The organism is Streptomyces sp. NPDC001848 (assembly GCF_042891915.1).
Taxonomy (GTDB): Bacteria; Actinomycetota; Actinomycetes; order Streptomycetales; family Streptomycetaceae; genus Streptomyces.
Map to the genome: position 1 here is coordinate 41,313 of NZ_JBIATP010000009.1, position 22,503 is coordinate 63,815.

Below are 22,503 nucleotides of genomic sequence, written 5' to 3' on the forward strand. Positions count from 1 at the left end.
GAGGAACGGGCGGCCTCGGATGGCCCAACGGGGTCCCTCACCCGGCTCCCAGCAGGTCCCCCTGGGCCTCCCGCTCCAGCATCTCCCGCAACGGCCCTTCCGCCGCCGCGAGCTCGGCATAGCCGCCCCGCTGGACCACCCGGCCGTCCGCGAGGACGATCACCTCGTCGACCTCCTCAAGACCGGCCATCCGGTGGGTGATCAGCAGGGTGGTACGGCCCTCGGTGGCGGCGAGCAGGTCCGCGATGAGCGCGTCCGCCGTCGGCAGGTCGAGGTGTTCCGCGGGCTCGTCGAGGACCAGGACGGGGAAGTCGGCGAGCAGGGCGCGGGCCAGGGCCAGCCGCTGCCGCTGACCGCCGGACAGCCGGGCGCCGTGCTCCCCGATCAGGGTGTCCAGCCCGTCGGGCAGCCCCTGCACCCAGTCCAGGAGCCGGGCCCGCGCGAGCGCGCCGCGCAGTTCCGCCTCCCCGGCGTCCTTCCGTGCGAGCAGCAGGTTCTCCCGCACGGAGCTGTCGAAGAGATGGGCGTCCTGCGCGCACAGCCCGACCAGGCGCCGTACGTCGTCGCCGTCGAGCGTGTGGGCGTCCGTGCCGGCCAGCGTGTAGGAGCCGGCGTCCGCGTCCAGGAACCGCAGCAGAACCTGCGCGAGGGTCGTCTTGCCCGCGCCCGAGGCACCGACCACGGCGACCCGGCGGCCCTGTTCGAGGGTGAGGTCGAAGCAGCTGAGCGCGTCCCGCTGTTGCCCGTCGTACCGGGCGGTGAGCCCCGCAAGGACCAGGGGGAAGGGCGACGAGGGAGCCGACTGCGGCCGCTCGGGTTCGCGCACGGGCTCGGGGGCGTCCAGCACCTCGTGGACGCGCTCGGCGCTCCGCCGCACCCGCTGGCGGTGCTGCACGGCGAGCGGCAGCCCCAGGACCGCCTCGAACGCGGCCAAGGGCGTGAGCACCAGAACCGCCATGACCACCCCGCCGAGCCGCCCCTCGGCGACGGCCTGTGCGCCCACGAGGGCGGAGGCGGCGACGGTCAGCCCGGTGACCAGCGCGGTGAGCCCGTCGCCGAGCGCCGTCGCGGTGGCGGCGCGGGAGGCGATGCGGGTCAGCACGGCGTCGGCCTGCCGTGTCCGAGCGGTCCGCTCCGGCAGCGCACCGGCGACCGTCAACTCGGCCGTTCCGGTCAGCAGCTCGGCCACTCGGGTCGCCAGCACACCCCGGGCGGGCGCCAGCCTCCGTTCCGCCCGGCGCGCCACGGCCCCCGTCACCAGGGGGGTCCCCACGCCGGCCGCGAGCAGCCCAGCAGCGAGGACGGCACCGGCCTCGGGCAGCAGCCAGGCGGTGAAGCACACGGAGCCGGCCGACACGATGAAGGCGGCCCCCGCGGGCAGCAGCCAGCGCAGCCAGTAGTCCTGAAGCGCGTCCACATCGGCGACCAGCCGTGACAGCAGATCGCCCCGCCGGGTTGTGCGCAGTCCCGCCGGGGCCAGCCGCTCCAGGCGCCGGTAGACGGCGACGCGGGTGTCGGCCAGCATGCGCAGGACGGCATCGTGGGACACCAGGCGTTCCGCGTACCGGAACACGGCCCGTCCGATCCCGAACGCCCGCGTGGCCGTGACGGCGACCATCAGGTACAGCACCGGCGGCTGCTGGGAGGCCCGCGAGATCAGCCAACCGGAGGTGGCCATCAGCCCCACCGCGCTGCCGAGCGCGAGGCTGCCGAGCACCAGGGCGAGGGCGAGCCGCCCACGACGGGGTCCGGCCATGGCACGCACGCGGGCGAGCACGCCACCGCCCCGCACCGGGGTCGGGGCGGGGGCCGACTCGCCTTGGGCAGGCGGCGGACTCACCGTCTCCCGGCGCTGCCGCGGGTTCGGGCCGCCCGGCGCGAGGTGGCCCGACGTGGTGTACTGCTCCCCCTCCAGCCGCACCACCCGGTCCGCCAGCCCCAGCAGTGCCGGCCGGTGCACCACCAGGAGGACCGTCCGGCCGATGGCGAGCCGGCGCACCGCTTCCACGATCTCCGCCTCGGTCGCCCCGTCCAGGGACGCCGTCGGCTCGTCCAGCAGCAGCACCGGCCGGTCGGCGAGGAACGCCCGGGCCAGCGCGAGCCGTTGCCGCTGCCCGGCGGACACTCCGGCCCCGTCCTCGCCGAGCACCGTGCGGATCCCCTCGGGCAGCGCGTCCACGAACTCAAGCGCCCCAGCGTCGTCCAGCGCCCTCCGCACCGCGGTGTCGTCCGCGTCCGGCCGCGCCAGCCGAACGTTGTCGGCGATCGTGCCCGCGTACAGGTGAGGCCGCTGCGGCACCCAGGCGATCCGTGAACGCCACTCCTCCAGATCGGCCGAGGCGAGATCGACTCCCCCGACCCGTACGCGCCCTTCGGTGGGCGGCACGAACCCGAGCAGGACGTTCAGCAGGGTGGACTTGCCTGCCCCGCTCGGTCCGACGAGAGCCACGGTCTCACCGGGTGCCACCGTCAGCGACACCTCGGACACCGCGGCGGACGACCGCCCGGGATAGCGGACGGTCACGCCCTCGAAGACGATCGGCCCGTCCGCAACGCGCCGCTCCCCGGGGGCCGGTACCGGAGTCTCCAGGACCGCGAAGATTTCCTCGGCTGCGGAAAGCCCTTCCGCAGCCGCGTGGTATTGGGTCCCCACCTGCCGCAACGGCAGATACGCCTCCGGGGCCAGCACCAGGATGACCAGCCCGATGTACAGATCCATGTCGCCGTGGACGAGCCGCATACCGATCTCCACCGCGACGAGCGCGACCGAGATGGTGGCCAGGAGTTCCAGTGCGAAGGACGACAGGAAGGCGATGCGCAGCGTCCGCATGGTCGCCTGCCGGTACTCCCCGGTGATCCGCTTGATCGACTCGGCCTGGGCCTTGGCCCTGCCGAACACCTTGAGCGTCGGCAGTCCGGCGACCACGTCGAGGAAGTGCCCGGACAGCCGGGACAGCAGCCGCCACTGGCGGTCCATCTGGGACTGTGTCGCCCAGCCGATCAGCATCATGAAGAGGGGGATCAGGGGCAGTGTGCCGGCGACGATCGCCGCCGAGACCCAGTCCTCGGTGACGATCCGCGCCAGCACCGCCACCGGCACCACCACCGCGAGCCCCAACTGCGGCAGGTAGCGCGAGAAGTAGTCGTCGAGGGCGTCGACTCCCCGCGTGGCCAGAGCGACCAGCGAACCGGTGCGCTGTCCGTCGAGCCACCCGGGACCGAGGGCCCCGGCCCGCTCGAGCAGCCTTGCCCGTAGCTCCGACTTCACCGCCGCGCTCGCGCGGTGGGCGGAGAGCTCGGTGAGCCAGGACACCAGGGCGCGTCCGACCGCCACGGCCACCAGAAGCAGCAGAGGTGTGCGCAGCTCCACGACCGCCTGGTGGTGCTGGAAGGCACCGACCACCACCTCGGCGATCAGCATCGCCTGGGCGATGACCAGGGCCGCTCCGAGGGCGCCCAGGCTGATGACCGCCCCGAGGAAGAAGCGCGTGGCCCGAGCGTAGCGAAGCAGTCGCGGGTCGATGGGTTTCACGTGAAACATGCCCTTCGGTCCTGGGCGGGGTGTTTCACGTGAAACACCCCGCCCCACCGGATTCAGTGCACGGCGCCGGCGGAACCGTCGACGGCGATGTGCTGTGTGCCGATGCGCTTGCGGAAGACCCAGTAGGTCCACCCCTGGTAGAGCAGGACGATCGGCGTGGCGATCCCGGCGCACCAGGTCATGATCTTCAGGGTGTAGGGGCTCGACGAGGCGTTGCTCACCGTCAGGCTCCAGTCCGCGTCGAGCGTGGACGGCATGACGTTCGGGAAGAGCGTCAGGAACAGCATGGCGACTGCGGCCACGATGGTGATCCCGGAGAACGCGAACGACCATCCCTCACGGCCCGCCTGGTTGGCTGCGAGCGCCGCCACGAGCGCGGCCACCGCCAGAACCATGGCGACCAGGCTCTTGCCGTTCCCCTGATCGATCTGGGCCCAGGCAAGGAAGAGAAGCGCCAACCCAGCTGTCACCAGCCCGACGCCCAGGGCCAGTTTCCGCGCCCGCTGCCGGATATCCCCGACGGTCTTCAGTGCCGTGAACACCGCCCCGTGGAAGGTGAACAGGGCCAGCGTGACCAGGCCGCCGAGGAGCGCGAACGGGTTGAGCAGGTCCCAGACATTGCCCACGTACTCCATGTGCTGGTCGATCTTCACGCCCCGCACGATGTTGGCGAAGGCCACGCCCCACAGGAACGCCGGGATCAGGGAGGTCCAGAAGATCGCGTTCTCCCAGTTGCGCTGCCAGTGCTCCTCAGGCCGCTTCGCCCGGTACTCGAAGGCGACACCGCGCACGATCAGACAGACCAGGATGACCAGCAGCGGCAGGTAGAAGCCGGAGAAGAGCGTGGCGTACCACTCGGGGAAGGCGGCGAACGTGGCGCCGCCCGCGCTGAGCAGCCATACCTCGTTTCCGTCCCAGACCGGGCCGATGGTGTTGATCAGCACCCGACGCTCGGGGCGGTTGCGGGCCAGCAGCTTGGTGAGGATGCCGACTCCGAAGTCGAAGCCCTCCAGGAAGAAGTAGCCGATCCAGAGGACCGCGATGAGGACGAACCAGACGTCGTGAAGTTGCATGGTGTGAGCGCTCCCTCGGCCTAGTACGAGAAGGCCATCGGCTTGTCGGCGTCCCGGGAGTCGCCGCCGAGCCTGGTGGGCGGGTTGAGATCGGACTCGGTGAGCTCGGGCGGTCCGGCCTTGACGTACTTCGTCAGCAGCTTCACCTCAACGACGGCGAGGATCGCGTAGAGCACGGTGAACACGGTCATCGACGTGATGACCTCGCCCTGGGAGACACCGGGGGAGACGGCGTCACGGGTGCGCAGCACGCCGTAGACCACCCAGGGCTGACGGCCCATCTCGGTGAAGATCCAGCCCCAGGAGTTGGCGATGAGCGGGAAGACGAGGGTCCAGATCGCGACACGCCAGTACCAGGTGGTGAGCGTCGGGCCGAGCGCCTTGTTCCGGAAGAGGACCAGATGGGGCACCTCGTCCTCACCGACCCGCAGATGCTGCGGCAGCAGGAACTTCTTGCGGGTCAGCCAGAGTCCGGCCAGGCCGATGGCGAACGACGCCATGCCGAAGCCGATCATCCAGCGGAAGCCCCAGAAGGTGACGGGAATGATGGGGCGGTAGTCGCCGGGGCCGTACTTCTGCTGCTCGGCCTTGTTGGTGTCGTTGATACCCGGGACGTAGGAGGTGAAGTCGTCGTCGGCCAGGAACGACAGCAGGCCGGGGACGGACAGTTCGACGGAGTTGTGTCCCTTGCTGACGTCGCCGTAGGCGAAGATCGAGAACGGCGCCGAGTTCTGGCCGTCCCACAGGGCCTCTGCGGCGGCCATCTTCATCGGCTGCTGCTTGAACATGACCTTGCCGAGGACGTCACCGCTCACCGCGGTGAGCAGGCCGGCGATGACGACGGTGACCAGTCCGAGCCGCAGCGAGCTCTTCATCACGGGGACGTGCTTCTTGCGGAGAAGGTGGTAGGCGGCGATGCCGACCATGAAGGCGCCGCCGGTGAGGAAGGACGCGGACAGGGTGTGGAAGACCTGGGCGAGCGCCGTGTTCTGGGTCAGGACGTGCCAGAAGTCGGTGAGTTCGGCGCGGCCCTTCGCCTTGTTGATCCGGTAGCCGACGGGGTGCTGCATCCAGGAGTTGGCCGCCAGGATGAAGTACGCCGACAGGATCGTGCCGATGGAGACCATCCAGATGCAGGCCAGGTGGAGCTTCTTCGGCAGCTTGTCCCAGCCGAAGATCCACAGCCCGATGAAGGTGGACTCGAAGAAGAAGGCGATGAGGGCCTCGAACGCGAGTGGGGCACCGAAGACGTCCCCGACGAAGCGGGAGTAGGCGGACCAGTTCATGCCGAACTGGAACTCCTGGACGATGCCGGTGACGACACCCATCGCGATGTTGATCAGGAAGAGCTTGCCCCAGAACTTCGTCGCCCTGAGGTACCCCTCCTTCTCCGTCCGTACCCACGCGGTCTGCAGGCCGGCCGTCAGCGCGGCGAGCGAGATGGTGAGCGGGACGAACAGGAAGTGGTAGACGGTCGTGATGCCGAACTGCCATCGCGCCAAGGTCTCCGGCGCCAAAGCTATGTCCACGTCGTCCTTCTCCTTACGTCGCCGTGGTCACGCGGCAGTTTGCCCGGCTTGCCCCACTCAACATGGGAACAATCAGGCTCGCTTGTGAACGCGTTCACATTCACAAGCAATTATGACGCATGGCGGTGAGGAGCCGGAGAGGTGGGGGGTCCCCAAACGGGACTGGGCGGCATCTGGCACAATCCCGGGCCCCGCTCGTGCGGGACCCAGGAGGAGCCGGCGGGACTACAGCTCCTTGTGGAAGCCCTCCGCCACCTTCACGAAGATGTCGTTCGCCTCGGCCTCGCCGATCGTCACGCGCACCCCCTCGCCCGGGAAGGGCCGCACGACCACGCCGGCCTGCTCGCAGGCGGCCGCGAAGTCCACCGTGCGCTCCCCCAGCCGCAGCCAGACGAAGTTCGCCTGCGTCTCCGGCACCGTCCAGCCCTGGGCGCGCAGCGCGTCGACCACGCGCGTGCGCTCGCACACCAGCGACCCGACCCGGCCGAGCAGCTCGTCCTCCGCGCGCAGCGAGGCGATCGCCGCCTCCTGCGCCAGCTGGCTGACACCGAACGGCACCGCCGTCTTGCGCAGCGCCGCGGCCACCGGCTCATGCGCGACCGCGAAGCCGACGCGCAGCCCGGCGAGGCCGTACGCCTTGGAGAAGGTGCGCAGCACGCACACGTTCGGCCGCTTGCGGTACAGCTCGATGCCGTCCGGCACCTGAACGTCGCGGATGAACTCGCGGTACGCCTCGTCCAGCACCACCAGCACGTCGCCCGGCACGCGGTCCAGGAAGCGCTCCAGCTCCGCCCGGCGCACGACGGTACCCGTCGGGTTGTTGGGGTTGCAGACGAAGATCAGCCTGGTGCGGTCGGTGATCGCGTCGGCCATCGCGTCCAGGTCGTGCACATCGCCCTCGGTCAGCGGCACCTGCACCGCTGTGGCACCGCTGATCCGGGTGATGATCGGGTACGCCTCGAAGGACCGCCAGGCGTAGATCACCTCGTCGCCCGGGCCGCTCGTGGCCTGCAGCAGCTGCTGGGCCACACCGACCGAGCCCGTCCCGGTCGCGAGGTGCGACTGGGGCACCCCGAAGCGCTCCGACAGCTCGCTCATCAGGCCCGTGCACGCCATGTCCGGGTAGCGGTTGAAGGACGCGGCGACCGCGGTCACCGTCTCCATCACGCCCGGCAGCGGCGGGTAGGGATTCTCGTTCGAGGACAGCTTGTAGGCCACCGGGCCGCCGGCCGCGGCGGGCTTGCCGGGCTTGTAGGTGGGGATATCCTCCAGCTCGGCACGCAGCCTCGGGCTCGTCTCGCTCACCGCAGTCCTCCTCGCGCACACCACCGGCTCGTGACCGCCACCGGCATCCAATGCTTCTCACCTTATGAGGATTCGGCGCCGCTGCGAATGGGCTGTGGACAACCGCTCCGTCCCCTGTGGATCACGGGATGAAGGCGCGTGGGCCCAGGGGGCGCGTCGCCCCCTGTCGCACGCGCCGGTGGCTCACGCCGTGGCGCGCATCCCCCGTGCAGGTGAGTTGAGACCTCTTCGCAATAAGGCCACCGGGACAGGCCCATACGGGCCGTCGCGCCATCTATTGACCTTAGATCGTTCAAGTCCCTTGCATTCCCAGGCACTTGACCATTTTCGATCATGCAGAAACGTCACTGTCAACGGGTGCATATGCGTCCGCACTACCCCACCACATGAGCCCTACTATCGGCTCGCCATGACAGCAGCAGGGAAGCACCAGGTGAGCCGGGCAGAGACCTCCCGCCGAGGCAGCCGGCCGGGCCGGGCGGGCATCAGAGACGTGGCCGCCGCCGCCGGGGTCTCCATCACGACCGTCTCCGACGCCCTCAACGGCAAGGGCCGGCTGCCGGACGCCACCCGACGCCACGTCCGCGAGGTCGCCGACCGACTGGGCTACCGGCCCTCGGCCGCGGCCCGCACCCTCCGTACCGGAAAGTCGGGCCTCATCGGCCTGACCGTGACGACGTACGGGGATGAACCTTTCACCTTCACCGAGTTCGCGTACTTCGCGGAGATGGCCAGAGCCGCCACCTCCGCCGCGCTCGCCCGGGGATACGCCCTGGTCATCCTGCCCGCGACCTCTCGCCACGACGTGTGGTCGAACGTCGCCCTGGACGGCACGGTCGTCATCGACCCCTCCGACCACGACCCGGTGGTCACCGAGCTGGTCCGGCAGGGGTTACCGGTTGTCTCCGACGGCCGCCCGGCCGGCTCGCTCCCGGTCACCGCCTGGGTCGACAACGACCACGAGGCCGCCGTCCTCGGCATCCTCGACCATCTGGCCGAGGCGGGCGCCCGTCGCATCGGGCTGCTGACCGGCACCACGACGGACACGTACACGCACCTGTCCACGACCGCCTACCTGAACTGGTGCGAGCGCGTCGGACAGGACCCGGTCTACGAGGCCTACCCGGCCCACGACCCGTGCGCGGGCGCAGTCGCCGCCGACCGGCTGCTGGCCCGCCCGGACCGCCCCGACGCGGTCTACGGGCTCTTCGACCCGAACGGCACCGACCTGCTCGCCGCCGCACGCCGGTACGGCCTGCGCGTCCCCGACGACCTGCTGCTGGTGTGCTGCAGCGAGTCCGCCGTGTACGCCAACACCGAGCCTCCCGTCACCACGCTCTCCCTCAAACCGCGCCGGATCGGCACCGCGGTGGTCCAGCTCCTCATCGACGCCATCGAGGGCGTCCAGCCGGAGCAGCCGGTCGAGCAGGTGATACCGACGGAACTGATCGTGCGTACGTCGTCCGAGCGACGCCCGCCGCGTACCACGGTCAGCCCGCCCCGGTCGCCCGAACAGAGGTAGCCCGCCCAGGGCCCGCAGGGGCCCGCGGGTGACGTACCAGTCGTCCGCGGGCGGCCGGCGGCCGGGACACCGGCGGGGAAACCCCCGCCCATTTAGGGCGAAAGCCGCAGTGAACTGGAGGGCTTCCCCGATTCACCACCCCTGGGTCATCACATGGCGCGATCCGCATTCCTATGATGGGCCCACGACACCGCGGGCCGCTGCGACCAGGCAGTCCGATGCGGTGCAGATGCGGCGCGATGGTGGAGGGGTCGATGACTCAGGGGGCCGGTCAGGGACCCGAAGTGGAGCGGACGGCGACATTGCGCGACTTCCGGGTACCCGCGTACGTGCACGAAGCCGGTCCGTACGCGCAGAGCACGCCGCCCGACCAGGTCGCCGGAGCCGTCGCCGCCCCGGAGGCCCACCCCCACCCTTACTCCGACGCGTACACGCCCACCGAACGGGACCTCCCTGTCATCAACCGCGGTGACACGCTCCACGTGAACGTCGCCCCCACGTCCGCGCCCGCTCCGCAGTCCGGGGACGGCCCCGGTCCGCTGTTCGTCGTCGGGGACGTGCACGGCTACCTCGACCAGCTCGTGGCGGCGCTCCAGGAGAAGGGCCTCATCGACGCCGAGGGGCGCTGGTGCGCCGGCACGGCGCGGCTGTGGTTCCTCGGCGACTTCACCGACCGCGGGCCCGACGGCATCGGCGTCATCGACCTGGTGATGCGGCTGTCCGCGGAGGCGGCTGCGGCCGGCGGCTACTGCAAGGCGCTCATGGGCAACCACGAGCTGCTGCTGCTCGGCGCCAAGCGGTTCGGCGACACGCCGGTCAACTCCGGCGCGGGCACCGCCACCTTCCAGGCGGCCTGGCTGCTCAACGGCGGACAGAAGACCGACATGGACCGACTGCAGGACCACCACCTGCAGTGGATGGCCCGCCTCGACGCGGTCGAGGAGGTCGACGGACACCTGCTGGTCCACTCGGACACCACCGCCTACCTCGACTACGGCGACTCCATCGAGGCGGTCAACGACACCATCCGCGAGACGCTCACCCGCAACGACGCGGACGAGGTGTGGGACCTCTTCCGCAAGTTCACCAAGCGCTTCTCCTTCCGCGACGAGGGCGGCGCGGACGCCGTACGGTCTCTGCTGGACACCTACGGCGGCAGGCGCATCGTCCATGGCCACAGCCCCATTCCCTACCTCCTCGGCGAGGTCGGCTCGGAGGACGGCGAGGACAGCGCGGGTCCGGTGGTCGAGGGGCCGCACATCTATGCGGACGGGCTGGCGATCGCGATGGACGGCGGCGTGACCATGGCCGGGAAGCTGCTGGTCCAGCAACTTCCGCTGGATATCTGAGTCCTCGCCGGACAGGCGTCCCCCGACGCAGGACCGCGCAGAAGAGCGCAGGCCGGGGCCATTTTCCGGAAACCCCCTGTCACCGCGCGCCGTCGCCGCTCTACCATCGGCTTATCCGTAGCAGGCTCCCCTCCGTTTCTGCCCGACGGCTCGTCAGCATGCCGAGCCCCAAGCCCTACGGAGCATCGGGGGATGCACATGAACAGCGTTCCGCAGCACCTGCTGAGCGAGGACCGCCAGGACTACGAGCGGATCCTCGATGAGGCGCTGCGCTCCGCACCACACCGCCCGGATCTGGCCGCTGTGGGTCAGCGGCTGAACCCCGAACAGTTGCGCACCATGGCGCTGAACGCCACCGCCCTCATCACCGCGGCGGCGGCCACCGAGTACCAGCACTACGTCACGGTCCGCGAGGAACTGCGCCGACCGGCGCCGTCCACCCCGATCGTCCAGGACAGCACGTCCGGCTCCCCGGAACCGGACCTGGACGCCCTGGGGCTCGCAGCTGCCGTGGGAGAGGCCGCCGCGGGCGCCGGGACCGGGGCCGTCATCGCCGTCCTCGCCCCCTTCCTCGCGGGTGCCGCCGCGGCGATCTTCCTGCTCGTGGGGTACATCCTCAAGATGGTCAAGCCCGATCAGGCGTTCGCCCGGACACTCCTGACCACCGGCTGGGTCTTCGGCGCGGTGACCGCGGCGTCGATCCTGGTCGCCGCGATCGGCCTGCTGCTCACCGCCCTGCGCAACAGCTCCTCGAGGCAGGACGCGGACGCGTCGGGCACGTTGACGACGGAGGTGGCCCGGGCCAGGGAGGCCTGGCACGATGCGCTGCTGGAGCGCGGCATCCTGCCGTTCCTCCGTGAGGCGCTCAGCGACCCGGGCACGGCCGCGATGACCCGGAAGGCACCGGAGACGACCGCCGGCCGCATCCCGCACCTCGGCTACGACCGCCCGGGGTTCAGCAGCCCCGACAGCGGCCCGGCCACCGGTACGCGCCCCAGCTTCACCAGCCCGGACTTCACGAGCCCGGACTTCGGGGGGCCGGAGCACAAGCCTGAGTGACGGGGCCGGCCGACGACCGGCCCCATCGGACAAGTCCCCAGCCGGAACGCCCACCACCGGACCGTGACTCCCACAGCGGCGGGCCTGGACGGCTGCACCATGCCACGGAATGGTTCCCCATCCAACCCGTATGCGAGCCGGCCGGGGCCCGAGATCCTGCGCACCCGGCCGTCGCAGGACGGCCCGGAATCGGACACGCGGCTGTGGGCCCCGGTGGAACGGGCCGCTGTCCGACGGCTGTGCGCCCGGCGGTCCGTGTCGACCCCAAGGGGCTCGACACGAACCGCCGGGAGACACCGAACGCCTGCGGCGTCCCGAGTCGGCGCCCCGATCGGCCCCGGCGTCAGTCGGCGATCGGGAGGTACACCCGGTTCCCCGCCTCCGCGAACTCCTTCGACTTCTGGAGCATTCCCTCGGCGATCTCGTCGGCCGTCGCGCCCTCGGCGACATCACCGCCGAACCGCTCCGTGATGCTCTGACTGATCTTCATCGAGCAGAACTTCGGCCCGCACATCGAGCAGAAGTGGGCGGTCTTGGCCGGTTCCGCCGGGAGGGTCTCGTCGTGGAAGTCGCGGGCCGTGTCCGGGTCGAGGGCCAGGTTGAACTGGTCCTCCCAGCGGAACTCGAAGCGCGCGTCGGACAGCGCGTCGTCCCACGCCTGCGCACCCGGGTGGCCCTTGGCGAGGTCGGCCGCATGCGCGGCGATCTTGTAGGTGATCACGCCGGTCTTGACGTCGTCGCGGTTGGGCAGGCCCAGGTGCTCCTTGGGCGTGACGTAGCAGAGCATGGCCGTACCCCACCAGGCGATCATCGCGGCGCCGATACCGGAGGTGATGTGGTCGTATGCCGGCGCGATGTCGGTCGTCAGCGGTCCGAGCGTGTAGAACGGTGCTTCATCGCAGATCTCCTGCTGAAGGTCGATGTTCTCCTTGATCTTGTGCATCGGGACATGCCCCGGGCCCTCGATCATGGTCTGTACGTTGAAACGCCGGGCGATCCGGCCGAGTTCCCCGAGCGTGCGCAGTTCCGCGAACTGTGCCTCGTCGTTGGCGTCCGCGATCGAGCCGGGCCTGAGGCCGTCGCCCAGCGAGTACGTGACGTCGTAGGCCGCGAGGATCTCGCACAGTTCCTCGAAGTTCTCGTACAGGAACGACTCCTTGTGGTGGGCGAGGCACCACGCCGCCATGATCGAGCCGCCACGCGAGACGATGCCGGTCTTGCGGTTCGCGGTCAGCGGTACATACGGCAGGCGCACGCCCGCGTGCACCGTCATGTAGTCCACGCCCTGCTCGGCCTGTTCGATGACCGTGTCCTTGTAGATCTCCCAGGTCAGCTCCTCGGCCTTCCCGTCGACCTTCTCGAGGGCCTGGTAGAGCGGAACCGTGCCGATCGGCACGGGGGAGTTGCGCAGTACCCACTCACGCGTGGTGTGGATGTTGCGGCCGGTGGACAGATCCATGACCGTGTCAGCGCCCCAGCGGGTCGCCCAGGTCATCTTCTCGACCTCCTCCTCGATGGAGGAGGTCACCGCGGAGTTGCCGATGTTGGCGTTGACCTTCACCAGGAACCGCTTGCCGATGATCATCGGTTCGATCTCGGGGTGGTTGACGTTGGCCGGGAGAACCGCGCGGCCTGCCGCGATCTCCTCGCGCACCACCTCCGGGGACACGTTCTCCCGGATGGCGACGAACTCCATCTCGGGCGTGATCTCGCCGCGGCGTGCGTACGCCAGTTGTGTCACCGCCTTGCCGTCGCGGCTGCGGCGCGGCTGACGTGGCCGCCCCGGGAACACCGCGTCGAGGTTGCGCAGTCCACCCCGCGGCGAGGTGTGCTTGATCCCGTCGTCCTCGGGGCGAACCGGACGGCCCGCGTACTCCTCGGTGTCACCGCGGGCGGTGATCCAGTTCTCCCGCAGCGGGACCAGGCCCCTGCGGACATCTGTCTCGACGAGCGGATCGGTGTACGGGCCGGAAGTGTCGTACAGCGTGACGGACTTCCCGTTGGTGAGGTGCACTCGACGGACCGGCACGCGCAGGTCGGGGCGTGAGCCCTCGATGTACGCCTTGTGCCAGCCGATGGACTGTCCGGCCTCCTGGTCGCCCTCAACGGAGGCAGGCGTGCGTACGTCCTTGTTGGTCATGTGACCTACTCCCTACGCCGGCATTACCCGGTAACAGGTTCAGCGGTCGACGCAGCGGTTTCCGCCCGTCGATGTTCCACGTGAAACATCGCGTCTGCGGAGGTCAGCGCCCTCTCAGCCCGGTGCTCCGAGCTCCCGCGTGTGCAAAGGTCCTCCCACGCTAGCGTCTCTTTGCGCGGGCTGAACAGTGGGCCTCATGCCTTCTTGCGATGATGCCTCGGTGACCACGACACAGCATCCGCCCCCCTACCCACCGCCCGACCCGCCCCATGGCCACCGCCAGGGCGACGGACACGGCCCCGGACAGAGTGCCGGCCATGGGCATGCACCGAGCGGTGGGCACGGCCACTCCCACAGTCATGGTCCGGCGGCCCCCGTGTCGCGGCACCTGCGCAGGGTCATCGCCGCGATCCTCATCCCCTTCACGGCAGCCGTGGTGGTCGGTCTCGTCGTGCTGTGGCCCGGCGGCGTGCCGTCGCACAAGCGCACCGGCGTCGGATTCGACCGGCAGACACAGCAGGCCACGGTCACCAGGGTGGTGCAGGTGGACTGCAAGTCCGTGAACGCCTCGGGCGACACCCCGACCGGCGACACCTCCACCGCCGAGGGCTCCTCGGCCCAGCAGCAGTCGACCGGCACCTGTAAGAAGGCGACGGTCCGCGTCGACACGGGCAAGGACCAGGGCCGGACGTTCACGGAGATCGTCCAGCCGGACCAGTCACGGCAGTTGCATCAGGGCGAGAAGGTCGTGGTCGCGTACGAGCCGTCCGCCCCCAGGGACCTGCAGTACTCGGTGGCCGATGTGAACCGCAAGGTCCCCATGGCGCTGCTGGCCGGCATTTTCGCCGTGGCCGTGGTGGTCGTGGGGCGGATGCGCGGTGTGATGGCGCTCATCGCCCTGGCCGTCAGCTTTCTGGTGCTGAGCCTGTTCATCCTGCCGGCGATCCTTCAGGGCTCGAACCCGCTGCTCGTGGCCGTGGTCGGCGCCAGCGCCATCATGCTGATCGCCCTCTACATGTGCCATGGGCTCTCGGCGCGCACCTCGGTGGCGGTGCTCGGCACGCTGATCTCCCTGTCCCTGATCGGTGTGCTCGGATCCCTGTTCATCGGCTGGGCGGCGCTGACCGGCAACACCGACGACAACACGGGCCTGATCCACGGCCTGTATCCGGGGATCGACATGAGCGGCCTGCTGCTGGCCGGCGTCATCATCGGCTCGCTCGGTGTCCTCGACGATGTGACGGTGACGCAGACGTCGGCGGTGTGGGAGCTCCACGAGGCGAACCCCTCGATGGGCTGGCGTGGTCTGTACCGTGCGGGCATTCGCATCGGCCGCGACCACATCGCATCGGTCGTCAACACGCTCGTCCTGGCGTACGCGGGTGCCGCTCTACCTCTGTTGCTGTTGTTCTCGATCGCGCAGAGCAGCGTGGTCACCGTCGCCGACAGCGAGTTGGTCGCGGAGGAGATCGTGCGCACGCTCGTCGGTTCGATCGGCCTGGTCGCCTCGGTGCCCGTGACCACGGCGCTGGCCGCCCTCGTGGTCGCCGCCGACCGCTCGGACCGGTCCGCCGCTCCGGCCGCCGTACCGGCCCGCAGTGGACGGGGGAGGCGCCGCAGGCACTGAGGGCGCCCGAGCGCTGGAGGCCGCACCGCAGAAGCGTTACGGCACCCACCGCGCCCCACGCGCCGCCGCGAGGAACCGTTACAGCACGGAAGCACGGCCTCAGCCCGCGCTCTGCTCCTCGGCCAGGATCCGGTCCAGCGCCTCGTCCAGATGGGCGTCGAAGTCGGCGAGGGAACCCTCCTGGCCGAGCGGCACCAGCTTGTCCGTACGGTCCAGGAACGCGACCAGCGGCACCGCCCCGGACCGGAACAGCGCCCGGTCGGCACCCACCTGCAGCCGGATCAGCACATCGCCGAAGGTGTCCGGCTCGGCGGGCGCGATGTGCACATCGCCGTCGCCGCACGGCCGGCCCACCCCGTCGACCAGCAGCTCGCGCCCGAACGCCCAGGTCACGGGCGCGTCCCCGGGCAAGTGGAAGGTCAGCCGCACGGCATAGGGATCACAGGTCTCGTAACACAGCTCCACCGGAATGCGGAACGAGAGCTCCTCCGAGACGAGAAAACTCATCATCACCTCTGCCTGTACCGACTCGCGCATCGTCTACCCCGTCAGTAGCCGTGGACTGGCCAGGAAGCGTCCCCTGACACCTGCTGGAAGTTTGCTGAACGTACATGGCAGATCACAAGGAGTGAGTTTTCAGATGCTGATAGAGAGGGCGAGTGTCCCGAGCATGCGTCCGATCTCCTCGCGCAGTCGGTGTGCGAGCGGCAGCAGCCGGTCGGCCTGACAGGACGGCAGGGAGATCGCAACCGTTGCGGTCGTCGGCCCCGCGGTCAGGGGAATCGCGGCACAGACCGTCCCGAGCGCGTACTCCTGGCGCTCGATCGTGGGTTCGGTGTGCTGCAGGCGCTCCAGCCGGTGGAGGAACGCGCGCTCGTCATGGACGGTGTACGGCGTGATCGCCCGAACGGGGTAGCGGTCGAGGTGGTCTCGGCGGGCCTCCTCATCGAGTTGGGACAGCAGGCACTGGCCGATCGCATGGGCGTGCCCGGTTTCCCGGAAGTCGGCCCACTCCTCGACCGCCGGGTGCCCGGATGTGTCGGCGACGCCCAGGATCTCGATCTCGCCCTCGCGATAGACCGCGTAGTACACGGGGACACCGATGGAATCACGCCATTGTGCGAGCACGTCGTCCACCATGCTGCGACGTTTCTGCTGGGCTGCGCGGGCACTCAGCCGCTCGGCCGCCTCGCCGAGGAAGAACAAGCCCTTCTCGCGGCGCAGATAGCCCTCGTGAGTCAGGGTGCGCAACAGGTGGTAGGCCGTGGGCAGTGCCAGGCCCACCTCGCGGGCCAGTTGTTTGGCGGTGGCTCCGTACGGGCGTCCGGCGACGGCTTCGAGCAGGCGCATCGCGCGCTGCACGGATCCGATGAGGGTGGTGGAGGGCGGTTGCGCGGGCGGAAGAGGGGGGTGTGCCTCCCCCGGTGAGGTCCGTCGCTGTGCGGGCGGGGCGGTTGAGTCTGCGGATGCGGTACCAACCGTGGCCAAAGATCACTCCCGGAGCGCGAGGGCGGCCTCCCGTGCACGGACACGGGAGGGAAGGCGCCGCGCACGGTGCTCTGCCGCGCGCGAGTTCCGGACTTTAACGGTCCGTCACCGCGGTCCGACGGCGTCACCGGGAAAACTTCCCTCCCCCGAGGGAACGTCCCGCTCCCTGTTACCACTCGCCCCCTGGCCCCTCGGAGCGTCGCGCCGTGACGCTCCCCTCCGTCCTGGCACGCTGCCGACGGCTCACCAGTCCCCGCGCGACGTGGAGTTCGACATGAACTTCCGTACGACGTAGATGAGTCCGCCGACCAGCGCGACGAAGAGCAGCACCTTGAAGAGCAGCCCGATCACGAAGCCGATGACGGACGCGATCATGCCGCCGAATACGACCAAGGCGATGACCGGCACCGCGATCCACTTCACCCACCACGGCAAACCCGCGAAGATCTCTCGCATCGCCCTTGTCCTTGTCTCTCAGGGTCTGGTCTCTCAGCGTCTGTGTGCGTCTCCGGCCCCTGGTCCCGCGTCCCGTCCGGGGCGGAGCCTGCGGGTCCTTCGATGTCCTGCCCTCGATGCTAGGGCCGCCGAGGGAAGCGGCGGGCGTCTCGCATCCCTTGTCCTCCCCTGATCCTTCCCTGAGAGAACCCCGAGGCGCGGTTCAGCTCTCAGGCGGAGAGAACACCACCAGCACCCTCAGGTCCTCGGTGATGTGGTGGAACTTGTGGGGGACTCCGGCGGGCACGTAGACGACGCTGCCGCGCCCGACCTGGGTCGTCTCCATGCCGACGGTGATCGAGGCGCGTCCGCTGACGACGAAGTACACCTCGTCCTGCCGGTGCGGCTTCTGCGGGTCCAGGTCGCCCGCGTCGAGCGCGTACAGGCCGACCGACATGTTCCGCTCCCGCAGGAACTGCAGGTACGCACCCTCGTTGGCGGCGCGCTCCGCCTCCAGTTCGTCCAGCCGGAATGCCTTCATCGCCCTTGTCCGCCCCTTGCTCGGTGCTCACCTGTGATCCGGTCTGCCACGATCAGACACATGAAGAATTTCGTAGTCAAGACGATCGCCAACGCCGGGGCCCTCGCCGTCGCCGTCTGGCTGCTCGACAAGATCACCCTCACGGGTTCCGGCACCGGCAGGAAGATAGCCACGCTGCTCGTCGTGGCACTGCTGTTCGGCCTGGTGAACTTCCTGGTCAAGCCGATCGTGAAGGTGCTGACCTTCCCGCTGTTCATCCTGACGCTCGGCCTGATCACCCTGGTCGTCAACGCGCTGATGCTGCTGCTCACCTCCTGGCTGGCGGGCAAGCTGGACCTGAGCTTCCATGTCGAGGGCTTCTGGACCGCCGTCCTCGGCGGTCTGATCGTCTCGATCGTCTCCTGGGCACTGCACGTCGTGCTGCCCGACGACAAGGACTGAGCCGTATGACCTACCGCGTCTGTTTCGTCTGCACCGGCAACATCTGCCGTTCCCCGATGGCCGAGTCCGTCTTCCGCGCCCGCATCGAGCAGGCCGGTCTCGACGACCGGGTCGAGGTCGACAGCGCCGGCACGGGCGGCTGGCACGAGGGGGACGGCGCCGATCCGCGCACGGTGGCCGTCCTGGAGGAGAACGGCTATGACAGCGATCACATCGCACGGCAGTTCCAGCCCTCCTGGTTCTCGCGACTGGATCTGGTGATCGCCCTGGACTCCGGGCACCTGAAGGCCCTGCGGCGCCTGGCTCCCACCCCCGAGGACGCGGCGAAGGTGCGGCTCCTGCGCTCCTACGACCCGGCCGCCGACGGCGATCTCGACGTGCCGGACCCGTACTACGGGGGGATGGACGGCTTCGAGGAGTGCCTTGAGATGGTGGAGGCGGCGAGCCTCGGCCTGCTCGCCGCGGTACGCGAGAAGGTGGAGGGACGGGCAGCATGAGTTCAGGGGATGCCGGCACGACCGGCGCGGGGTACGGCGACGGCACGCGCGCGGTCCGCGCGGGGCTGCCCGAGCCGGTCAAGCACGAGCCGACCCTGCCGGGTCCCGTCTTCGCCGCACACTTCCACCTGCCCGGCGAGCCGACCGGTCCGTACGCGTACGGCCGGGACGAGAACCCCACCTGGAGTCTTCTGGAGCGTGCCATCGGCGAGCTGGAGGCGCCCGCCGCGGACGGCGTGGAGACGCTCGCCTTCGCCTCCGGCATGGCGGCCATCTCGGCGGTCCTGTTCTCCCAGCTGCGCGCGGGCGACACGGTGGTGCTGCCCGAGGACGGCTACCAGGTGCTGCCACTGGTGCGCGAGCAGCTGACGGCGTACGGCATCGAGGTGCGTACCGCGCCGACCGCCGGCGACGCCCAGCTCGGTGTCCTCGACGGCGCGCGGCTGCTGTGGATCGAGACGCCCTCCAATCCGGGACTCGACGTCTGCGACGTGCGACGGCTCGTCGAGGTGGCCCACGCGCAGGGCACCCTCGTCGCGGTGGACAACACCCTGGCCACCCCGCTCGGCCAGCGGCCTCTGGAGCTGGGCGCCGACTTCTCCGTGGCCAGCGGCACCAAGATGCTCACCGGGCACGGAGACCTGCTGCTCGGATACGTGGCATCCCGGAACGCAGGACTGATGACCTCCGTACGGCGCTGGCGCAAGATCGTCGGCGCGATCCCGGGTCCCATGGAAGCCTGGCTGGCGCACCGGTCGCTCGCCACCCTCCCTCTGCGCGCCGAGCGGCAGACGGCCAACGCGCTCGCCGTCGCCGAGGCGCTGCGCATCCGCCCCGAGGTGACCGGGCTGCGGTATCCCGGCCTGCCCGACGACCCGTCCCACAAGATCGCCGCGCAGCAGATGCGACGCTTCGGTTGTGTGGTGTCGTTCGTGTTGCCCACACGCGCGCGTGCCGAACGTTTCCTGGACGCACTGCGCCTCGTCGACGACGCGACGAGCTTCGGTGGGGTGCGGTCCACCGCCGAGCGGCGTGGACGCTGGGGCGGTGACGCGGTACCGGAGGGCTTCATCCGGCTGTCGGTCGGCGCCGAGGATCCCGAGGACCTGGTGGCCGATGTGCTCCGTGCGCTGAACGAGTCGGCGCACTGAACGCGTGCCGACCACCGGTCACCGCCCGAGCCACGCACCTCGGGCGAACCGGTCCGCCGGCCAAGGGTGCCCTGCTACGTACGACGGACGGTCCGAGCCTCCCCCCTCATGGCTCGGACCGTCCCGGTTCCGCGCGCAAAGAACCGCGCGAACAAGGCTAGTTGACTCTGTGTCAGTGTCCAATCACAGTAGCGACAGAGACCTATCGACTTATTTATAGTTGGGCGCGTCCGGGGGTGCGGGGAGGGGAGGGAGCACCATGGATCTGGCCCTGCTGCGTACCTTCGTGACCGTGCACCGGGCCGGCTCCTTCACCCGTGCCGCGGCGCTGCTCGGCCTCTCCCAGCCGGCGGTCACCTCCCAGATCCGCACACTGGAACGGCAGCTGGGCCGCCCCCTCTTCCTACGGCAGGCACGCGGGGTGACGCCCACCACCATCGGCGATGAACTCGCGCACAAGGCCGCGCCCCATCTCGACGCCCTGGTGGAGATCGCCGAGACCGGGCTCGACGAGCAGGTGTCGTTACGCACCCTGCATCTCGCCGGGCCGGCGGAGTTCACCGCCGAACGGGCCCTGCCCGCACTCGCGGAACTGACCCACGACGACGGCCAGGGGCTCGCCCTACGCGTCTCCTTCGGGACCGTGGACGAGACACTGGAAGGGCTCGCCGCCGGTCACCACGACCTGGCCATCACCACCGCCAGACCGCGCGGCCCGCTGCTCACGGCGACTCCGCTGTGCGACGAGGAGCATGTCCTGGTCGCCGCCCCGCACTGGGCGTCCCGCATCGGCCCCGGTACGCTGCGCCGCAAGGGCGCCTATGTGCTGGAGAACCTCCCGGTGGTCGAGGTGCACGAGTCGCTGCCGTTCGTTTCCCGCTACTGGGCCTCCGTCTTCGACTCCCGCCCGGCCGCCTCCGGGACCGTCATCGTCCCCGATCTGCGCGCCGTCCTCGGGTGCGCCGTCACCGGTGCCGGACTCGCCGTGCTGCCGCGCTATCTGTGCGCCTCCGCACTGCAGCGAGGGGAGGTGGTGGCCCTCCACGAACCCGCGATTCCCCCGCTGCGGACCTACTTCCTCGTGGTCCGGACCGGGACGCTTGCCATGCCGCACATCGCGCGGGCCCATGAGTGCCTGCTACGGGCGGCGCCCGACTGGGGCTGAGCGACTGCCGCTGTGACGAAGGTGAGCGCGGTGGTGACGGGGTCCGGTGACGGCTGCGGACGTCCGCCGCACACCTCGCCCAGGGTTCACCCGGGGCAGGATGCGATGGGGGGGCGGGTGATGTTTCACGTGGAACACGCTGGGCCACATTTCTCCCATGACCGTTCGCCCCGTGGTCAAGCGCACCGCCCGCGCCATCCTGCTCGATGGTGACGATCTGATCCTGATCAAGCGGACCAAGCCCGGCATGGACCCCTACTGGGTCACTCCGGGTGGCGGGGTGGAGCCGTCCGACACGACCGTCGTCGACGCGCTGCACAGGGAGGTCGATGAGGAGCTCGGCGCCAAGATCACCGACGTCGTGCCCTGCTTCGTGGACACGGTGGAGCACATCGGCGAGGGCGGCAGCCCGACCGGTGTGAAGGTTCAGCACTTCTTCGTCTGCCGTCTGGAGTCCATGGACGAGCGACTTCGGCACGGCCCCGAGGTCGAGGAGCCGGCCGGGGAGTACGAGATCGTGCGGGTGCCCTTCACCCGCGTGGGCATCGCCTCCGTCCATCTCGTCCCCCTGTCGCTGCGGCATTACCTCGACGGGAACATCGAGGGCGTACGGGCCATGCACGCGCCAGACCTGGGCTGAGGGCCGGGGTGGACGTTTCACGTGAAACGTCTGTCCCTGGGCTGTTCCTTCGGGCGAGACATGGCCAAAAGCATGTGTGTTACACCTCAAACCGGTGGACGCCGATGGCCCATGTCGGACAGCCTGACCTGCGTGTCGACACCTGCCCTCCCTGCTCTGCCCATCCGCCGTCTGACCCCCCGCGACCTCCAGGCCTGCGCGGACCTGTCCGAGGACCGGGGCTGGCCCCGCGAGGAGCACAAGTGGGGCCTGCTCCTGGCCGCCGGCAAGGGATACGGGATCGACGATCCTGAGGGCGGCCTCGTCACCGCGTGCGTGGTCACCGAGTACGGGTCCAGCTACCGTCCCGATCTGTGCGCCATCGGCATGGTGCTCGTCGCCGAGCGGCACGCCCGTCAGGGCGTCGGCCGCCGACTGATGCGGCATGTGGTCGCGGAGGCGGGCACCACCCCGCTGACGCTGTACGCGACCCCTTACGGCCGTCCCCTGCACGAGGAGCTGGGCTTCAAGGTCATCGGCGGCTCCGAGATGGTGCGTGGCCACTTCACGGTCGATGAACCGTCCCACGCCATCGCGACACGTCCGGCCACCGGGGAGGACCTCGTCACCCTCCTCCGCCTCGACGAGGAGGTCTTCGGCGTCGACCGTATGCACATGATCACCCGGTTGCCCGCCTTCGCCGACCAGGTGCGGGTAGCCGAGGAGAACGGACGGATCATCGGGTACGCGGCTGCCTGGCCCAACATGGACACCCACGTCGTGGGTCCCCTCATCGCCCGCGACACGGAAACGGCGAAAGCCCTCGTGGCCTCCCTGGCCGCACACACCGACCGCCCACTGCGCACGGATGTCGACGTACGGCACGAGTCCCTCCTGACCTGGTTGAAGGAGCGGGGTCTCGCCTCTGCGGGCGTCAACGCGGTCATGGCACATGGCATCCCGGACCTTCCCGGCGACTGGACCCGGCGTTTCGCCCCGCTGACGGTGGCGGCGGGCTGAA

At 69.8% G+C, this 22,503-nt stretch carries 19 protein-coding genes, 1 pseudogene and 1 riboswitch; of the genes and pseudogenes, 11 read left to right on the plus strand and 9 right to left on the minus strand.

Annotated elements, in window-relative coordinates; translation table 11 throughout:
• Positions 1-37: 37 nt before the first annotated feature.
• The 4 genes from cydD to hisC form a co-directional block, all read right to left on the minus strand.
• Entirely contained in the window at positions 38-3,541 is a 3,504-nt protein-coding gene (cydD, locus tag ACFYZJ_RS19630) for a thiol reductant ABC exporter subunit CydD (RefSeq protein ID WP_388569604.1), read from the minus strand.
• Between the two features lie 53 nt (positions 3,542-3,594).
• Positions 3,595-4,614 (minus strand): cytochrome d ubiquinol oxidase subunit II, encoded by a 1,020-nt coding sequence (gene cydB, locus ACFYZJ_RS19635; protein WP_388569607.1) that lies wholly within the window; start codon positions 4,612-4,614, stop codon positions 3,595-3,597.
• A 20-nt stretch (positions 4,615-4,634) separates the two neighbouring features.
• Positions 4,635-6,143, minus strand: coding sequence for a cytochrome ubiquinol oxidase subunit I (locus ACFYZJ_RS19640; protein WP_388569609.1), 1,509 nt, complete (start codon positions 6,141-6,143; stop codon positions 4,635-4,637).
• Positions 6,144-6,368: 225 nt separating this feature from the next.
• The gene (hisC, locus tag ACFYZJ_RS19645; RefSeq protein WP_388569611.1) at positions 6,369-7,448 is read right to left on the minus strand and encodes a histidinol-phosphate transaminase; all 1,080 of its coding nucleotides are present in this window, start codon (positions 7,446-7,448) and stop codon (positions 6,369-6,371) included.
• Between the two features lie 409 nt (positions 7,449-7,857).
• On the opposite strand from hisC, the gene ACFYZJ_RS19650 reads away from it, so the two are divergent.
• From ACFYZJ_RS19650 to ACFYZJ_RS19665, 4 genes and pseudogenes are all read left to right on the plus strand, one after another.
• Positions 7,858-8,970: a LacI family DNA-binding transcriptional regulator gene (locus ACFYZJ_RS19650; RefSeq protein WP_388569613.1), complete on the plus strand. Its 1,113-nt coding sequence runs from the start codon at positions 7,858-7,860 to the stop codon at positions 8,968-8,970.
• A 239-nt stretch (positions 8,971-9,209) separates the two neighbouring features.
• The gene (locus ACFYZJ_RS19655) at positions 9,210-10,319 is read left to right on the plus strand and encodes a metallophosphoesterase (RefSeq protein ID WP_388569615.1); all 1,110 of its coding nucleotides are present in this window, start codon (positions 9,210-9,212) and stop codon (positions 10,317-10,319) included.
• 192 nt (positions 10,320-10,511) lie between these two features.
• Entirely contained in the window at positions 10,512-11,378 is an 867-nt protein-coding gene (locus ACFYZJ_RS19660) for a hypothetical protein (protein ID WP_388569618.1), read from the plus strand.
• Positions 11,379-11,482: 104 nt separating this feature from the next.
• A pseudogene (locus ACFYZJ_RS19665) lies at positions 11,483-11,603 on the plus strand (AraC family transcriptional regulator); the annotation flags it as partial.
• Between the two features lie 118 nt (positions 11,604-11,721).
• Here ACFYZJ_RS19665 and thiC read toward each other — a convergent pair.
• On the minus strand, positions 11,722-13,518 hold the full coding sequence (gene thiC, locus ACFYZJ_RS19670) for a phosphomethylpyrimidine synthase ThiC (RefSeq protein ID WP_388569620.1): 1,797 nt from the start codon (positions 13,516-13,518) through the stop codon (positions 11,722-11,724).
• Positions 13,511-13,667: riboswitch (TPP riboswitch) on the minus strand. It overlaps the preceding gene by 8 nt.
• Positions 13,668-13,738: 71 nt before the next feature.
• Here thiC and ACFYZJ_RS19675 point away from each other — a divergent pair.
• Entirely contained in the window at positions 13,739-15,145 is a 1,407-nt protein-coding gene (locus ACFYZJ_RS19675) for a YibE/F family protein (protein WP_388569622.1), read from the plus strand.
• Between the two features lie 99 nt (positions 15,146-15,244).
• Here the strand turns inward: ACFYZJ_RS19675 and ACFYZJ_RS19680 are convergent, their stop codons facing one another.
• The 4 genes from ACFYZJ_RS19680 to ACFYZJ_RS19695 all read right to left on the minus strand — a co-directional run bounded on the left by ACFYZJ_RS19680 (position 15,245) and on the right by ACFYZJ_RS19695 (position 17,609).
• Positions 15,245-15,682, minus strand: a complete 438-nt coding sequence (locus ACFYZJ_RS19680) for an SsgA family sporulation/cell division regulator (RefSeq protein WP_059127372.1) — start codon at positions 15,680-15,682, stop codon at positions 15,245-15,247.
• A gap of 99 nt (positions 15,683-15,781) precedes the next feature.
• Complete coding sequence (locus ACFYZJ_RS19685) at positions 15,782-16,507, minus strand: IclR family transcriptional regulator (RefSeq protein ID WP_388569625.1); 726 nt, start codon at positions 16,505-16,507, stop codon at positions 15,782-15,784.
• 369 nt (positions 16,508-16,876) lie between these two features.
• The gene (locus tag ACFYZJ_RS19690) at positions 16,877-17,089 is read right to left on the minus strand and encodes a DUF5326 family protein (protein ID WP_388569628.1); all 213 of its coding nucleotides are present in this window, start codon (positions 17,087-17,089) and stop codon (positions 16,877-16,879) included.
• A gap of 202 nt (positions 17,090-17,291) precedes the next feature.
• Positions 17,292-17,609 carry a cupin domain-containing protein gene (locus ACFYZJ_RS19695; protein ID WP_103837260.1) on the minus strand — a complete coding sequence of 106 codons (318 nt, stop codon included), beginning with the start codon at positions 17,607-17,609 and terminating at the stop codon, positions 17,292-17,294.
• 60 nt (positions 17,610-17,669) lie between these two features.
• Between ACFYZJ_RS19695 and ACFYZJ_RS19700 the strand changes: the two genes are divergently transcribed.
• From ACFYZJ_RS19700 to ACFYZJ_RS19725, 6 genes are all read left to right on the plus strand, one after another.
• Entirely contained in the window at positions 17,670-18,050 is a 381-nt protein-coding gene (locus ACFYZJ_RS19700; protein WP_388569631.1) for a phage holin family protein, read from the plus strand.
• Positions 18,051-18,055: 5 nt separating this feature from the next.
• Entirely contained in the window at positions 18,056-18,547 is a 492-nt protein-coding gene (locus ACFYZJ_RS19705; protein WP_388569633.1) for a low molecular weight protein-tyrosine-phosphatase, read from the plus strand.
• Positions 18,544-19,698, plus strand: a complete 1,155-nt coding sequence (locus ACFYZJ_RS19710; protein ID WP_388569635.1) for a cystathionine gamma-lyase — start codon at positions 18,544-18,546, stop codon at positions 19,696-19,698. Before ACFYZJ_RS19705 ends, ACFYZJ_RS19710 begins: the two co-directional genes overlap by 4 nt.
• Before the next feature lie 259 nt (positions 19,699-19,957).
• Positions 19,958-20,863, plus strand: a complete 906-nt coding sequence (locus tag ACFYZJ_RS19715; RefSeq protein ID WP_388569637.1) for a LysR family transcriptional regulator — start codon at positions 19,958-19,960, stop codon at positions 20,861-20,863.
• 157 nt (positions 20,864-21,020) lie between these two features.
• A complete protein-coding gene (locus tag ACFYZJ_RS19720; RefSeq protein ID WP_388569640.1) occupies positions 21,021-21,503 on the plus strand; it encodes an NUDIX domain-containing protein in 483 nt (160 codons plus the stop codon).
• Between the two features lie 132 nt (positions 21,504-21,635).
• Positions 21,636-22,502, plus strand: a complete 867-nt coding sequence (locus tag ACFYZJ_RS19725) for a GNAT family N-acetyltransferase (protein WP_388569642.1) — start codon at positions 21,636-21,638, stop codon at positions 22,500-22,502.
• Position 22,503: the final 1 nt, after the last annotated feature.

Excerpts from the sequence above, each read along its gene's own strand:
- cydD (WP_388569604.1), bottom strand. The coding sequence starts at position 3,541 with ATGTTTCACGTGAAACCCATCGACCCGCGACTGCTTCGCTACGCTCGG.
- cydB (WP_388569607.1), bottom strand. The coding sequence starts at position 4,614 with ATGCAACTTCACGACGTCTGGTTCGTCCTCATCGCGGTCCTCTGGATC.
- ACFYZJ_RS19650 (WP_388569613.1), top strand. The coding sequence starts at position 7,858 with ATGACAGCAGCAGGGAAGCACCAGGTGAGCCGGGCAGAGACCTCCCGC.
- ACFYZJ_RS19655 (WP_388569615.1), top strand. The coding sequence starts at position 9,210 with ATGGTGGAGGGGTCGATGACTCAGGGGGCCGGTCAGGGACCCGAAGTG.
- ACFYZJ_RS19660 (WP_388569618.1), top strand. The coding sequence starts at position 10,512 with ATGCACATGAACAGCGTTCCGCAGCACCTGCTGAGCGAGGACCGCCAG.
- thiC (WP_388569620.1), bottom strand. The coding sequence starts at position 13,518 with ATGACCAACAAGGACGTACGCACGCCTGCCTCCGTTGAGGGCGACCAG.
- ACFYZJ_RS19680 (WP_059127372.1), bottom strand. The coding sequence starts at position 15,682 with ATGCGCGAGTCGGTACAGGCAGAGGTGATGATGAGTTTTCTCGTCTCG.
- ACFYZJ_RS19690 (WP_388569628.1), bottom strand. The coding sequence starts at position 17,089 with ATGCGAGAGATCTTCGCGGGTTTGCCGTGGTGGGTGAAGTGGATCGCG.
- ACFYZJ_RS19695 (WP_103837260.1), bottom strand. The coding sequence starts at position 17,609 with ATGAAGGCATTCCGGCTGGACGAACTGGAGGCGGAGCGCGCCGCCAAC.
- ACFYZJ_RS19700 (WP_388569631.1), top strand. The coding sequence starts at position 17,670 with ATGAAGAATTTCGTAGTCAAGACGATCGCCAACGCCGGGGCCCTCGCC.
- ACFYZJ_RS19705 (WP_388569633.1), top strand. The coding sequence starts at position 18,056 with ATGACCTACCGCGTCTGTTTCGTCTGCACCGGCAACATCTGCCGTTCC.
- ACFYZJ_RS19710 (WP_388569635.1), top strand. The coding sequence starts at position 18,544 with ATGAGTTCAGGGGATGCCGGCACGACCGGCGCGGGGTACGGCGACGGC.
- ACFYZJ_RS19715 (WP_388569637.1), top strand. The coding sequence starts at position 19,958 with ATGGATCTGGCCCTGCTGCGTACCTTCGTGACCGTGCACCGGGCCGGC.
- ACFYZJ_RS19720 (WP_388569640.1), top strand. The coding sequence starts at position 21,021 with ATGACCGTTCGCCCCGTGGTCAAGCGCACCGCCCGCGCCATCCTGCTC.